This is a genomic window from Pseudomonas sp. NPDC089734, from assembly GCF_044748865.1.
Taxonomy (GTDB): domain Bacteria; phylum Pseudomonadota; class Gammaproteobacteria; order Pseudomonadales; family Pseudomonadaceae; genus Aquipseudomonas.
The window spans coordinates 12,793-26,085 of the sequence record NZ_JBIVGV010000009.1; the positions used below are offsets into that span (position 1 = coordinate 12,793).

Below are 13,293 nucleotides of genomic sequence, written 5' to 3' on the forward strand. Positions count from 1 at the left end.
ATGGCCCAGTGCGGCTAATTCTGCATCCCTGCAGAATTCCCACCGGATCACCGCCTCCACTCAGCCGTCACCAACGTCGCGTTTGCGGTGTTCACGCCATCGCGGCACAGAGCCTTTTTCGCTTTCGCTTTCGCTTTTGCTTTTGCTTTGCTCTTTGAGCACAAAAAGCCCAGACACCGCCGATTGCGACGCTGGTGAAGGCCGAGTGGAGGTGTTGTGGAGTGGGGTGCGAGGCAGGAGCCGAGCAAGCGCCGTCAGGCCAGGGATGGCCCATCGGCGCGGCCCCATGGAACAACGCCGGAGCAAGGGAACCCTGCCGTCAGGCGGGGCCGAACCGGAGCCCATGGTTTCGCCCCTTTGCCGAAACAAAGGGGCCCGCCGTAAAGGCGGAACCGATACTCGCCACACAACAAAATCCGGATATGCCCACAGTAGAGAAACGTACCTGTTCTTTGATGGTTCGTTCGGCTTTATGCCGCCTTGCGCCTTTACGGCGCCCTACTTTGTTTTCGGACAAAGTAGGCAAAGCCATTGCTCCGGGTTCGGCCCCGCCTGACGGCGGGGTTCCTTCGCTCCGGCGCTGATCCGGCGGTCGCCACAATGGGCCATCCATGGCCCAGTGCGGCTAATTCTGCATCCCTGCAGAATTCCCACCGGATCACCACCTCCACTCAGCCTTCACCAACGTCGCGTTTTGCGGTGTTCACGCCATCGCGGCATAGAGCCTTTTTCGCTTTTGCTTTTGCTCTTTGAGTACAAAAAGCTCAGACACCACCGACTGCGACGCTGGTGAAGGCCGAGTGGAGGTGTTGTGGAGTGGGGTCCGAGGCAGGAGCCGAGCAAGCGCCGCCAGGCCAGGGATGGCCCATCGGCGCTGCCCCATGGAACAACGCCGGAGCGAGGGAATCCCGCCTCAAGGCGGGGCCGAACCGGAGCCCATGGTTTCGCCCCTTTGCCGTAACAAAGGGGCCCGCCGTAAGGGCGGAACCTGTACTCGTCACACAGAAGAATCCGGATGTGCCCTCTGAAAAGAGCACACCATGCGGATTCCCCCATCAATGCACAGGCAGTTCAACACCCTCGAACAGTTCTTCAAGCTCCTGTTTGTTATGGCAATGAATCGCCTTGGCCATGACTTCACGGGTCAGGTGCGGCGCGAACTTCTCGATGAAATCGCACATGAAACCACGCAGGAAAGTCCCGCGACGGAAAGCAATCTTGGTAATGCTGGACTCGAACAGGTCACTGGCATCGAGCATGACCAGATCACTGTCCAGTTCTTCATCCACAGCCATTTTGGCAACGATGCCGACACCCAGGTTCAAACGCACATAGGTCTTGATCACGTCGGCGTCCGCCGCAGTGAACACGACCTTGGGCACCAGCCCGCGGTGGCTGAAGGCCTCGTCCAGCTTGGAACGCCCGGTGAACCCGAAGACATACGTGACGATCGGGTATTCGGCCAGCAGTTCCAGGGTCAGTTTGGGCACCTTGGTCAGTGGATGCCCCTGAGGCACGACCACACAACGGTTCCAGCGATAGCACGGCATCATGACCAGATCACCGAACTGCTCCAGCGCCTCGGTGGCGATGGCGAAGTCCACGGTCCCGTCAGCCGCCATCTCGGCGATCTGCATGGGTGAGCCCTGGTGCATGTGCAAGGCAACGTCCGGATACTGCCTGATGAAATTACTGATGACAGGCGGCAAGGCATAGCGCGCCTGGGTATGGGTAGTCGCAATCGACAGGGTGCCCTTCTTCTCGTTGGAAAATTCCTGAGCGATTTGCTTGATGCTTTCGACCTTGCGCAGGATCTCGCCGGCCGTGGTGATGATGCGCTCACCCGCAGGCGTAACCCGCGTGAGGTGCTTACCGCTGCGAGCGAACACCTCGACCCCCAGCTCGTCTTCAAGCAAGCGGATCTGCTTGCTGATGCCGGGCTGTGAGGTGTAAAGGCTCTGTGCCGTCGCGGAAACGTTGAGGTCGTGGTGCGCCACTTCCCAAATGTAGCGCAATTGTTGGAGCTTCATATGTATCCCTCAAAGCAGATAAACCCTATGGGCATCAGCGACGGTATATAACTGGATTAATGGTAGGGTGAAGAATGCTAGAACTTTTTATCACCTTTGAGAGGCAATCGCACGCTCGTTTTTCACTTGAACCATCATTTAATACCTTCGCCCTACCCTCGCCCTCTGTTCTGCATCATGGGCACCATGTAAACCGGTACGTCGGAAAGCTGTAAAACCCTGGCGGCCGTACGACCTATCGGCGCGCCTTCTTTCGCCCTGTGGCTATGACTGCCTACTACCAGTAAATCCACTGCCAGTTCGCGCGACTGCTCAAGAATGACATCACATGGATCGCCTTGCACAACCCTGACTGCGCGGATGAAAGACAGGTCCTGATGGCCCTCACCCAGTTCCTCACGAAACCCGTCGAGCATCCGTTGCTCTATTCCGTCCATGAATGTACTCACGCCCTTACCGTGGAGCTCCTTCAACTCATCCGCGCCCAGGTAGCTCTGCAAGACCGATTCGGCAAACAGGCCCATGGGTTCGACGACATGGATGACGTAAAGCCCGGCATTGAAGGTTCGAGCCAGCGACAGCGCGTGTTGCACGACATAAGGCGCGTACAGACCAAGGTCCGTGGCACAGAGCATCGAACGAATCATATGACCTCCCACACAGCCATAATGGCGGAGATTGATTCAGCTTAGCAGTGCGCCAAAGACTAGGAGAGCAGCAATCTCAAGGCGTTATCTCGTTGCTGATACCGTGAGGCACGTGGCCGGTCGCCACGACATCCCGTGCTTTCTCGCAATGACCGGGCTGATCATCGAAAAACACGTCCGCCGCGAAGGCCTCAAGAAATGCCGATTTCTGCAAGCCGCCCAGGAACAGCGACTCGTCCAGACGGATGTCCCATTCGCGCAACGTACGGATCACCCGCTCATGCGCCGGTGCCGAGCGGGCCGTGACCAGGGCCGTGCGAATCGGGCAACTGTCCTCGGGAAACTCGCGCTGCAGCAGGTTGAGTGCCGCCAGGAAAGGTTTGAAAGGCCCGCCGCGCAAGGGTTCGCGGGCCGCCTCGCGCTCACTGGCCTGGAACGCCGCCAGCCCGCCGCTCTGGTAGACACGCTCGGATTCGTCGGAAAACAGCACCGCATCGCCATCGAAGGCAATCCGCAGCTCGGCACTGGCGGCACGCCGTGCCCCGCCGGACAGGATGGTCGCGGCGGCAAATCCGGCATCCAGCGCACTGCGTACGTCTTCGGCGTGGGTCGACAGAAACAGATGGCAACCGAAGGCCGCCAGATAAGGGTAAGGACTGCGCCCACCGACAAAAGCGGCGCGGGTAATGTCCAGCCCGTAATGCTGGATCGAGTTGAAGACCCGCAGCCCGGTATCGGCACTGTTGCGCGACACCAGTATGACCTCGACCCGTGCCTTGCTGAGGCTGGCGTTCAGGCTCAGCAGCTTTTCCACCAATAGATAGGCATCGCCCGGCTCCAGCACCTCGTCTTCATGCTCGATCTGGTACTGGCGATAGGCTTCAACGCCGTCGGCCATGTAGATCGCATGACTGTCGCGCAGATCGAACAAGGCCCGCGACGAGATCGCCAGTACCAGTTTGTTATCGTCACCTGCCGCCATGATCACCTCACCCTGCTTACCGATCGAATCAACCCTTGTGGCGCCCGATGAATGCCAGCGCCTGATAAAGCGCCCGAACCCGTGGCATGTCGCACCCGGCGGCCAGCGCCGCAGCCAGTGGCCGGGCATAAATGGCCTCAAGCTCGAGCGGCCGCCCATTGACGAAGTCATGGTGCATGCTGGGCTTATAGTCCGGCATTTTTTCGGTGGTCTCGAACAATTGGCGAGGGTAGTCGGGCGGCAATGCATAGCCACAAGCCTCGGCCCCTTGCCTCACCTCCTCCATCAGCGCCTGGATCAGGTCACGGCTGTCGGGGTCGGCCATCAGTGGTGCCGTGCTGGTCTTCAGCAAGGCAGACAAACCGTTATAGGGCACATTCCAGACCAGCTTTTGCCAGCGCGCCTGTTGCAGGTCAGCCATCGCATGGGATTCGACTCCCGCCGACTGGAACATGCCCGTGATCTGCTCGACGATCGCTTGCCGCCCTTCCCGGTCAATGGCCGGGCCACTGTGATAACCGATACTCACGGCCCCGAAGGCCTGATGAGCCACCACTCCCGGCTCGACCCGATGGACGCAGATGAAACACAAGCCACCCAACAGGTGCAGATGCTCCGGCAACAAGGGCCGCAGTTGCTCTTCGACAGCCAGGCCATTCTGCAGAAGCAGGACTTTCGCACCCGGCGCCGATGCCTGGGCGATGATCGGTGCCAGTCCGTCATTGCTGGTGCTCTTGGTGCCCACCAGCAACCAGTCGCACGGCGGCATATCGGCCACCGAGCAATACGCCTGCACCCGCTCAAGCGCCAGAGCGCCATGCACGGCGCTGTTTACCTGCAGCCCGTTGCGAATCACCGCATCGAATTCGCTGCGCAGCAGAAAATGGACATCGAAACCGGCACGCGCCAGCATGAGGCCGTAAAAACCGCCGATAGCGCCAGTACCGATGATGCCGATCCGTGGCCGCTGTGTCCCACTGCTCATAAATGCTCCCTCTCGATAGCGTCTGCTTCAAACCCTGACAGGCCACACACTATCCGACGCTTGCAGACCGGTTGCAAATTCGCGATGAACCCCGTCGGCTATCCTTGCCTCAGACACCGCTTTTATTAGTGCCCGCTCGCCCCAAAGCCACGTTTACCCATTGTCGAGCGGCAGGATAACGCGCTAAGGTTCGGCTCCCCATACGCTCAACCCTGCTGAGCACCGCCGCAAGACACACCATTGGCGGCCAACATCCGTGACCTGATGAGTAACACGATGGCTGATTTACCGATTGACGACCTCAACGTTGCTTCCAACGAGACTCTGATCACGCCGGATCAACTCAAGCGCGAAATTCCTCTTACCGAGACAGCCCTACACACGGTAAGCCAGGGCCGCGAAGTGATCCGCAACATTCTCGACGGCAAGGATCATCGCCTGTTCATCGTGATCGGGCCGTGCTCGATCCACGACCTGAAAGCAGCAAAAGAATACGCCGAACGCCTCAAGGCCCTGGCTGCCGAGCTGTCGGACACCCTGTACCTGGTCATGCGCGTGTACTTTGAAAAACCACGCACCACGGTCGGCTGGAAAGGCCTGATCAACGACCCGTACCTGGACGACTCCTTCAAGATTCAGGATGGCCTGCACATCGGCCGCCAGTTGCTGCTGGACCTTGCCGAAATGGGCCTGCCAACCGCTACCGAAGCGCTGGACCCGATCTCCCCGCAATACCTGCAGGACCTGATCAGCTGGTCGGCCATCGGCGCACGTACCACCGAATCCCAGACCCACCGTGAAATGGCTTCCGGCCTGTCGTCGGCCGTGGGCTTCAAGAACGGCACGGATGGCGGCCTGACGGTTGCGATCAACGCCCTGCAATCGGTTTCCAGCCCGCACCGCTTCCTGGGCATCAACCAGGAAGGTGGCGTTTCCATCGTGACCACCAAGGGCAATGCCTACGGTCACGTGGTCCTGCGCGGCGGCAACGGCAAGCCGAACTATGACTCGGTCAGCGTCGCCCTGTGCGAACAGGCCCTGAACAAGGCGAAGATTCGTCCGAACATCATGGTCGACTGCAGCCACGCCAACTCCAACAAGGACCCGGCCCTGCAACCGCTGGTCATGGAAAACGTCGCCAACCAGATCCTGGAAGGCAACGAGTCGATCATCGGTCTGATGGTGGAAAGCCATCTGAACTGGGGTTGCCAGGCCATTCCGAAAGACCTGTCGGAACTGCAATACGGCGTGTCCATCACCGATGCCTGCATCGACTGGGACAGCACCGAAAAAACCTTGCGCAGCATGCATGCCAAGCTCAAGGACGTGTTGCCCAAGCGTCAACGCAGCTGATCTTCACACCGAAACGAAAACGCCGAGCAATTGCTCGGCGTTTTTCATGGTGTTGTGCAGGTTTCAGATCTTGGCGGCCTGACGATGATGGCGCTCCATATAGCGCTCTACATAAGAACAGGAGGCAATGACGGTGTAGCCCATGCTGTCGGCATAATTGAGCGCCTGCTCGGTCAAGGCTGCGGCAATGCCCCTGCCGCGAAGTTCGTCCGGAACAAAGGTACGGTAGAAATCCAGGGTCTGTTTACCCAGGTCCATATAGGTCAGGTAGGCACGATGACCTTCAATATTGATTTCAAATTGATGGCCAACTTGATCATGGTGGATGGACAACGCCTCGCTCATCACTACTCCTCGCGGGTCTTGGATTTTGACCCCTACCTTACCGATGTTTTTCCGGCGAAGGAACATCTACGCCACCCGTGCCTGTCTGGACACCGAGAAGAGCCTTGCAGATCTCCAACAAAGAGCACCTTCAAATAGTAGGCGTCCTTGCAGAATATGCTCAAGCGTGTCGGTCACAAAAAGGCATGACCGGACATCTGATTGCCGGGGTATTGAACCCGGCCTTGCCGAATGTTGTCGATTGAGACGTTCCGGTCCATTGAAAGTCACTGCCACCCTTTTAGAGAGGCATTGCGGTATTCAAGATAAAGCGGCGTTACCGGACAGACGATGGCCGATATGAAGCCACCCGCGGCACGGATTACAAGGCGTTCCCGCGCTTCGCTCTGCCAGAGCGTCGCGCGCGCAGAGCCGCTGTCACAACGCATCGCGGCAAAGTGGATAGTTTTTATACAGAATGGATGAGAAGTAACGCGGAAGACTTTCAAAGCCAAGAATTTTATTCGCTTCTTGCGCTTCGTCAGTTTACTTACTACAAACAATGGGTACTATGTACGCCGGTCATTTTCTCACTTTCGAGAGATGACTAATTTGAAAAAAGTCCTTGAAGGGGAACACGATGAACAACGTTCTGAAATTCTCTGCTCTGGCCCTGGCCGCAGTTCTGGCTACCGGTTGCAGCAGCGTCTCCAAAGAAACTGAAGCTCGTCTGACTGCTACCGAAGACGCAGCAGCTCGTTCGCAAGCACGTGCCGACGAAGCCTACCGTAAGGCTGACGAAGCTCTGGCTGCTGCTCAAAAAGCTCAGCAAACTGCTGACGAAGCCAACGAGCGCGCCCTGCGCATGCTGGACAAAGCTAGCCGCAAGTAATAATCCCTCGGGATTGTTGAAAAGCCGATCCGTTCACACGGGTCGGCTTTTTTATTGCCTGCCCTTCATGCAGGCCACAACCAGCCCTGTCAGGCTGGCCGGGCCTCAGGGCTTTACTGAAAGATCACCGGAGCTTCGGCCGCCACTGCCGACGTACCCGGCACAGCGATTTCAACCGGCAGGCCATCTTCGGCCGCCACCACATCGCGAACCAGATCCCAGTTCATGCGCAGGTTGTTGGCCAGATCGTCACGCTTGAGCAAGGCGTTGATGACCGCCGTGTGCTTGTCGACCACAGAGGGATTGCCCTGGTCATCCACGGGCGTATGCGCCTCCAGGAACACCTTGCCGCCACTGATCCCGAACTTGTAGGGCTCGCTGATGATCCGCACGGTCGTACCGACCGGCGCCATGTCGGCCAGTTCCAGCACGTTGTTGTTGTACATGCGGAAGCAGCCATGGCTGGTACGCATGCCGATACCGAACTTCTTGTTCGAGCCATGAATCAGGTAGCCGGACATGCCCAGTCCGAACTTGAACGGCCCCAGGGGGTTATCGGGACCGGCCGGCACCACGCTCGGCAGGATATCGCCATCGGCCGCGTGCTCGGCGCGGATCGATGCCGGCGGCGTCCAGGTCGGGTTCGGCGTTTTTGCGATCACCTTGGTCACCCCGATAGGCGACCCCCATCCCTCACGGCCCACGCCCAGGGGATAGGTATGCACCACGTTCTTGCCCTTGGGGTAGTAGTACATGCGGTATTCGGCCAGGTTGATGACGATACCTTCACGCGGACCGGGCGGCAGGATGAAACGGGTCGGCAGCACGATATCCGTGCCCGCCCCCGGCAACCATGGATCGACACCGGGGTTGGCCGCGATCATCTCCAGATACCCCAGATCATACTTGGTGCCCAGATCGGCAAAGGTATCTTCATACTTGGCCTTGATCACCTGAACCTGCCCGATGATGTCCTCTCCGGGCGCAGGCAATGGGAACTCCAGTGCATTGACAGAACTCGCCACGCACAGAGCAGCAAGCGACAGACAGCGGGTAACGGCTGGAATGCGCGAAAACATCCGGGAAAATCCTTCGGCCAAACGGCAAATTGGGAAAGTAATGAAGTGTACACCGGTGCTTACAGAACCGGGAGACAGGCTCTGTATGGAGACAGCTAGAGTTCAGGCCAGATCGGCTGCATGCCCCTGCGCTGCGCGTCGAGAATGGCCTTGCACAACGGACACAGGCGTTCGTCGCTCAGCACACGCTGTTCGACCCCCGTCCAGCGGGGCTGGGCCGGGATCAGGGTGCCGCACAGGGTACGATCGATGGAGCCGCCCAGTTCCAGCTGTCGCGCAATCAGATGCACCCGGCTCTCCTGGCACGCGAACAGATCGAGCTGTTCATCGGGCTCGATCATTTGATAGGCATATAGGGACCAGGCGGGACGCGGCATGGGGGGCTCCAGATAAGGGGGCGCCACATTAGCCGAAAGCCCCCGCCTAGAAAAGCCTCAAAGCAGCGGTTTCAGGCTCGGCCAGACATTTTCCAGCAACTTGCCCTGGGCATTAGCCGCCGGGTGCAGGCCATCGGCCTGCATCAACTCGGGAATCCCGCCCACACCCTCCAGGAAAAACGGCACCAGCGGCACTTTTTTCTCCTCGGCAAGCTTGCCGTAGACCTCCTCGAACGCCTTGGTGTAACGAGGCCCATAGTTGGGTGGAATCCGCATACCCAATAAAAGCACCTTGGCGCCCGCTTCGCGAGAGCGATCGATCATTGATGCAAGATTTTGTTGCAATTGGGCTGGCAGTTGCCCACGCAGCCCGTCATTGCCGCCCAATTCGAGAATGACCAGCTCCGGCTTATGCTCTGCAAGCAGCGCAGGCAGCCGCGCCTGGCCTCCGGCACTGGTGTCGCCACTGATCGATGCATTGACGACCTTATCGGGATATCCCTCCTTCTGCAGGCGCTGCTCGAGCAGACTGACCCACCCCACACGGGTATCCAGGCCGAAAGCCGCGCTGATACTATCCCCAACGATCAATACCGTGCCCGCCACTGCCCCTTGTGACAGCAGCAGTAAACCCAGGCCCGCACTTAAAAACCACGCACGCATCGGACTCTCCATGAGTGAAAGTATTCTCAGTGCCCAAAGCCTCAGCAAAGTGGTCTCCAGCACCGAAGGTGACCTGACTATCCTGCACGAACTCTCTCTGGAACTGAACAAGGGAGATACGCTGGCCATCGTCGGATCCTCCGGATCGGGCAAATCGACCCTGCTTGGCCTGCTGGCCGGGCTTGACCTTCCCAGCGCCGGGGCCGTCACCTTGTCGGGACGCAACCTGAGCCAGCTCGATGAAGATCAACGCGCCAGGGTTCGCGCCGAACACGTCGGGTTCGTCTTCCAGTCGTTCCAGTTGCTCGACAGCCTCAATGCCCTAGAAAACGTCATGCTGCCCATGGAGCTGGAAGGCCGCAAGGACGCACGCGAAAAGGCCCGCAGCCTGCTGGAGCGCGTCGGGCTGGGCAAACGCCTGACTCACACGCCACGCCAGCTCTCCGGTGGCGAACAGCAGCGGGTCGCGATTGCCCGCGCCTTCGCGGCCGACCCGGACGTGCTGTTTGCCGACGAACCGACCGGCAACCTGGACAGCCACACCGGCGAGCGTATCAGCGACCTGCTGTTCGAGCTGAACAAGGAACGCAATACGACGCTGGTGCTGGTCACCCACGATGAGCGCCTGGCCCACCGCTGCCGACGCCTGATCCGTCTTGAAGGTGGGCGTCTGATCGCCCCTCTGGAGCCTTGATGGCACGCCTGCCCTTTCTTCGTCTGCTCAGCCTTGCCGCCCGCCAACTGTTGCGCGACGCCCGCGCCGGTGAGTTGCGGGTCCTGTTCTTCGCCCTGCTGGTCGCGGTGGCCGCCAGTACCGCCATCGGCTACTTCGGGGCCCGCCTCAATGGCGCCATGATGCTGCGGGCCACCGAATTTCTCGGGGCAGATCTGATTCTCGAAGGCTCCAGCCCGGCCCGCCCCGAACAGATAGAAGCCGGCGAAAAGCTCAAGCTCGACCATGCGAGCATCGTGGTCTTTTCCAGCGTGATCGCGACCGACAGCGGCATCCAGCTGTCCAGCATCAAGGCTGTGGATGACGTCTACCCGTTACGGGGTGATCTGAAAAGCGCACCCGATCTCTACCAGCCCGATCAGATCGGCAACGGCCCGGAGCCGGGCGAGGCCTGGGCAGAAGCACGCTTGCTTCCGGCCGTGGACCTGAAGGTCGGGGACGCCATCGATGTCGGCTCCAAGACCTTGAAGCTGACACGCATCCTGACCTACGAGCCCGATCGGGCCGGTAACTTCTACAGCCTGACACCCCGCGTCATGATCAACCTGCAAGACCTCGCCGCCACCGGTGTGGTACAGCCAGGCAGCCGGGTTGAATACCGGGAAATGTGGAGCGGGCCACCTGAAGTCCTCGCGGCTTACCGCAAGGCCATCGAGCCGGGTCTGGAACCCCATCAGGAAATCAAGGACGCCCGTGATGGCAGCCAGCAGATCGGCGGTGCGCTGGGCAAGGCTGAACGCTATCTGAACATGGCCAGTCTGGTGGCCGTGCTGCTCGCCGGTGTCGCCGTTGCACTGTCGGCCTCCCGTTTCGCCGCCCGCCGCTTCGACGCCAGCGCCCTGCTGCGTTGTCTGGGCCTGTCCCGCGCCGAAGCCATGACACTGTTCAGCCTGCAACTGGCAATCATCGGCCTGCTGGCCAGTGTGAGTGGTGCGCTGCTGGGCTGGCTGGCACAACTGGGGCTGTTTGCCCTGCTGCAAAATCTTCTGCCGACCACCGTGCCACCGGGCGGCCTGCTGCCTGCCTTCGCCGGTATCGGCACCGGTCTGGTTGCACTGGCCGGTTTCGCCCTGCCCCCTCTGGCTGCACTGGGACGTGTACCGCCACTACGTGTATTGCGTCGGGACATGCTGCCGATTCCGGCCAGCTCCTGGCTGGTCTATGGAGCCGCCTTGCTGGCCCTGGGCTTGATCATGTGGCGTCTGAGTCTGGATCTGGTCCTGACCTTCGCCCTGCTCGGTGGCGGCATCGTCGCCGCGCTGGTATTGGGCAGCCTGTTGTTGCTGGGGCTCAAGAGCCTGCGTCGCCTGCTGTCGGGCGCTTCCCTGCCCTGGCGTCTGGGGTTGGGTCAACTGTTGCGCTACCCGCTGGCCGCCGCCGGCCAGTCACTGGCGTTCGGTCTGATCCTGCTGTCCATGGGCTTGATCGCACTGCTGCGCGGTGAATTGCTCGACACCTGGCAGAACCAGTTGCCCAAGGATGCACCGAACTACTTCGTGCTGAATGTCCTGCCTTCCGAAAAGGAAAACTTTGCCCAGTCCATGAGTCGGCTCTCGACTCACTCGGCCCCGCTTTACCCCGTGGTACCGGGTCGTCTGGTCAATATCAATGGCGAACCGGTCGGCAACTTCGTGACCAAGGACTCGCGCGGCGAGAATGCGACCCGTCGCGACCTGAGCCTGACCTGGGCCGCCGACCTGCCCGAAGGCAACAGGCTGACCGCCGGTAACTGGTGGACACCTGCAGCCGCCGATGCCACACCGGGCGTTTCGGTGGAGGCCAAACTGGCAGACAGTCTGGGCATCAAGCTGGGCGACCGCCTGGGCTTCATCGTGGGCGGCCTGAATCGCGAAGCGGTGGTGACCAGCCTGCGGGATGTGAACTGGGATACCTTCCAGCCCAACTTCTTCATGATCTTCCAGCCCGGCACACTCACGGACCTGCCGACCACCTACCTGACCAGCTTCTACCTGCCTCCCGGGCAGGACAAACAGATCGTCGAGCTGTCCCGCACTTACCCGGCCATCAGCATCCTGGGTGTGGAAGCGCTGCTTGCGCAGGTACGCAGCATTCTGGATCAGGTGACTCTGGCGGTGCAGTTCGTGTTGCTGTTCGTGCTCGCGGCCGGTATTGCCGTGCTGTTCTCGGGCCTGCAGGCCACACTGGACGAGCGTATTCGTCAGGGTGCCCTGCTGCGAGCCCTGGGCGCCGAACGCACCCTTCTGATCAAGTCCCGCCGTATCGAATTCGGGTTGCTGGGTGCCGCCAGTGGCCTGTTGGCGGCACTGGGTTGTGAGCTGGTCAGCCTGGTGCTGTACCGTTATGCCTTCGACCTGGCCTGGCAGCCGCATCCATGGCTGTTGCTGCTGCCACTGATTGGCGCGTTGCTGGTGGGCGGTGCCGGTGTGTTTGGCACCCGACGCGCCTTGAATGCCAGCCCGCTGACGGTCTTGCGGGAGGGTTGATAACGGTTTTCGCGAATGAATTCGCTCCTACCGCTGCAGGAGCGGATTTATCCGCGAAACGTCATTGAAGACGATAGATTTTCTTCCGCCTCACGGGCTTGTTCGCGAATGAATTCGCTCCCACAGAAAGGCTTGTAAATCATGATGTTGAGTTTTGTGTGACAAGAGCGGATTTATCCGCGAAGGCCATACGTGATCTCATTGATCCACCACAGCACTTCCCCGCTCGGTGTCTGCACGATCGCCTCATCGCCCACTTCCTTCTTCAGCAGTGCACGGGCCATGGGTGAGTCGATGGAGATATAGTCGTTGCGACCGTAGATCTCGTCATACCCCACGACCCTGAATTTCTTGATGTCACCCGCCTCGTTTTCAATTTCGACCCAGGCCCCGAAAAAGACCTTGCCTTCCTGCTCGGGCGAATAGGCAACGACCCGCACATCCTCAAGCCGCTTGCGCAGATAACGGACCCGGCGATCGATCTCGCGCAGCAGTTTCTTGTTGTACTGGTAGTCGGCATTTTCACTACGATCCCCCAGCGACGCCGCCCAGGTGACCTTGCGGGTCGTGTCGGGACGCTTTTCCCGCCACAGGTAATCCAGCTCCTTTTTCAGAGCTTCATGACCTTCCGTTGTAATGATGTTCGTACTCAAAAGAGGGTCTCACAGCCAGATCGGGCAAAAAGAGGAAGAAATACTATGTTTCGTGGCGCACGCCAACGTTGCAGTGACAAAAGATGTCATCGCTCAGGGTGCCAGACAAG

Annotated in this window: 13 protein-coding genes; 4 read left to right on the forward strand and 9 right to left on the reverse strand. The window is 59.8% G+C overall.

Annotated elements, in window-relative coordinates:
* Positions 1-1,055 precede the first annotated feature (1,055 nt).
* From cysB to ACIPY9_RS13390, 4 genes are all read right to left on the reverse strand, one after another.
* Positions 1,056-2,030 (reverse strand): HTH-type transcriptional regulator CysB, encoded by a 975-nt coding sequence (gene cysB / locus ACIPY9_RS13375; protein ID WP_400701631.1) that lies wholly within the window; start codon positions 2,028-2,030, stop codon positions 1,056-1,058.
* A 152-nt stretch (positions 2,031-2,182) separates the two neighbouring features.
* On the reverse strand, positions 2,183-2,677 hold the full coding sequence (locus ACIPY9_RS13380; protein ID WP_400701634.1) for a universal stress protein: 495 nt from the start codon (positions 2,675-2,677) through the stop codon (positions 2,183-2,185).
* 76 nt (positions 2,678-2,753) lie between these two features.
* A complete protein-coding gene (locus tag ACIPY9_RS13385) occupies positions 2,754-3,659 on the reverse strand; it encodes a 5'-nucleotidase (protein ID WP_400701637.1) in 906 nt (301 codons plus the stop codon).
* A 28-nt stretch (positions 3,660-3,687) separates the two neighbouring features.
* The gene (locus tag ACIPY9_RS13390) at positions 3,688-4,644 is read right to left on the reverse strand and encodes a putative 2-dehydropantoate 2-reductase (protein WP_400701640.1); all 957 of its coding nucleotides are present in this window, start codon (positions 4,642-4,644) and stop codon (positions 3,688-3,690) included.
* A gap of 276 nt (positions 4,645-4,920) precedes the next feature.
* Between ACIPY9_RS13390 and ACIPY9_RS13395 the strand changes: the two genes are divergently transcribed.
* Entirely contained in the window at positions 4,921-5,997 is a 1,077-nt protein-coding gene (locus ACIPY9_RS13395) for a 3-deoxy-7-phosphoheptulonate synthase (protein ID WP_400701643.1), read from the forward strand.
* A gap of 63 nt (positions 5,998-6,060) precedes the next feature.
* Here the strand turns inward: ACIPY9_RS13395 and ACIPY9_RS13400 are convergent, their stop codons facing one another.
* Positions 6,061-6,342 carry a GNAT family N-acetyltransferase gene (locus tag ACIPY9_RS13400; RefSeq protein WP_400701646.1) on the reverse strand — a complete coding sequence of 94 codons (282 nt, stop codon included), beginning with the start codon at positions 6,340-6,342 and terminating at the stop codon, positions 6,061-6,063.
* 619 nt (positions 6,343-6,961) lie between these two features.
* Between ACIPY9_RS13400 and oprI the strand changes: the two genes are divergently transcribed.
* Entirely contained in the window at positions 6,962-7,213 is a 252-nt protein-coding gene (oprI, locus tag ACIPY9_RS13405; RefSeq protein WP_002553018.1) for an outer membrane lipoprotei OprI, read from the forward strand.
* Between the two features lie 113 nt (positions 7,214-7,326).
* Here oprI and ACIPY9_RS13410 read toward each other — a convergent pair whose 3' ends face one another.
* From ACIPY9_RS13410 to ACIPY9_RS13420, 3 genes are all read right to left on the reverse strand, one after another.
* Positions 7,327-8,292, reverse strand: coding sequence for a L,D-transpeptidase family protein (locus tag ACIPY9_RS13410; protein WP_400701655.1), 966 nt, complete (start codon positions 8,290-8,292; stop codon positions 7,327-7,329).
* Positions 8,293-8,387: 95 nt separating this feature from the next.
* A complete protein-coding gene (locus tag ACIPY9_RS13415; protein ID WP_400701658.1) occupies positions 8,388-8,669 on the reverse strand; it encodes a hypothetical protein in 282 nt (93 codons plus the stop codon).
* Between the two features lie 57 nt (positions 8,670-8,726).
* On the reverse strand, positions 8,727-9,332 hold the full coding sequence (locus tag ACIPY9_RS13420; RefSeq protein ID WP_400701661.1) for an arylesterase: 606 nt from the start codon (positions 9,330-9,332) through the stop codon (positions 8,727-8,729).
* A 10-nt stretch (positions 9,333-9,342) separates the two neighbouring features.
* Here ACIPY9_RS13420 and ACIPY9_RS13425 point away from each other — a divergent pair, with 10 nt between their 5' ends.
* Both ACIPY9_RS13425 and ACIPY9_RS13430 read left to right on the forward strand, forming a co-directional pair.
* Entirely contained in the window at positions 9,343-10,026 is a 684-nt protein-coding gene (locus ACIPY9_RS13425) for an ABC transporter ATP-binding protein (protein WP_400701664.1), read from the forward strand.
* Entirely contained in the window at positions 10,026-12,530 is a 2,505-nt protein-coding gene (locus ACIPY9_RS13430; protein ID WP_400701667.1) for an ABC transporter permease, read from the forward strand. Before ACIPY9_RS13425 ends, ACIPY9_RS13430 begins: the two co-directional genes overlap by 1 nt.
* Before the next feature lie 173 nt (positions 12,531-12,703).
* On the opposite strand, the gene greB is transcribed toward ACIPY9_RS13430, so the two are convergent.
* Entirely contained in the window at positions 12,704-13,183 is a 480-nt protein-coding gene (gene greB / locus ACIPY9_RS13435) for a transcription elongation factor GreB (protein ID WP_400701670.1), read from the reverse strand.
* Between the last annotated feature and the right edge of the window lie 110 nt (positions 13,184-13,293).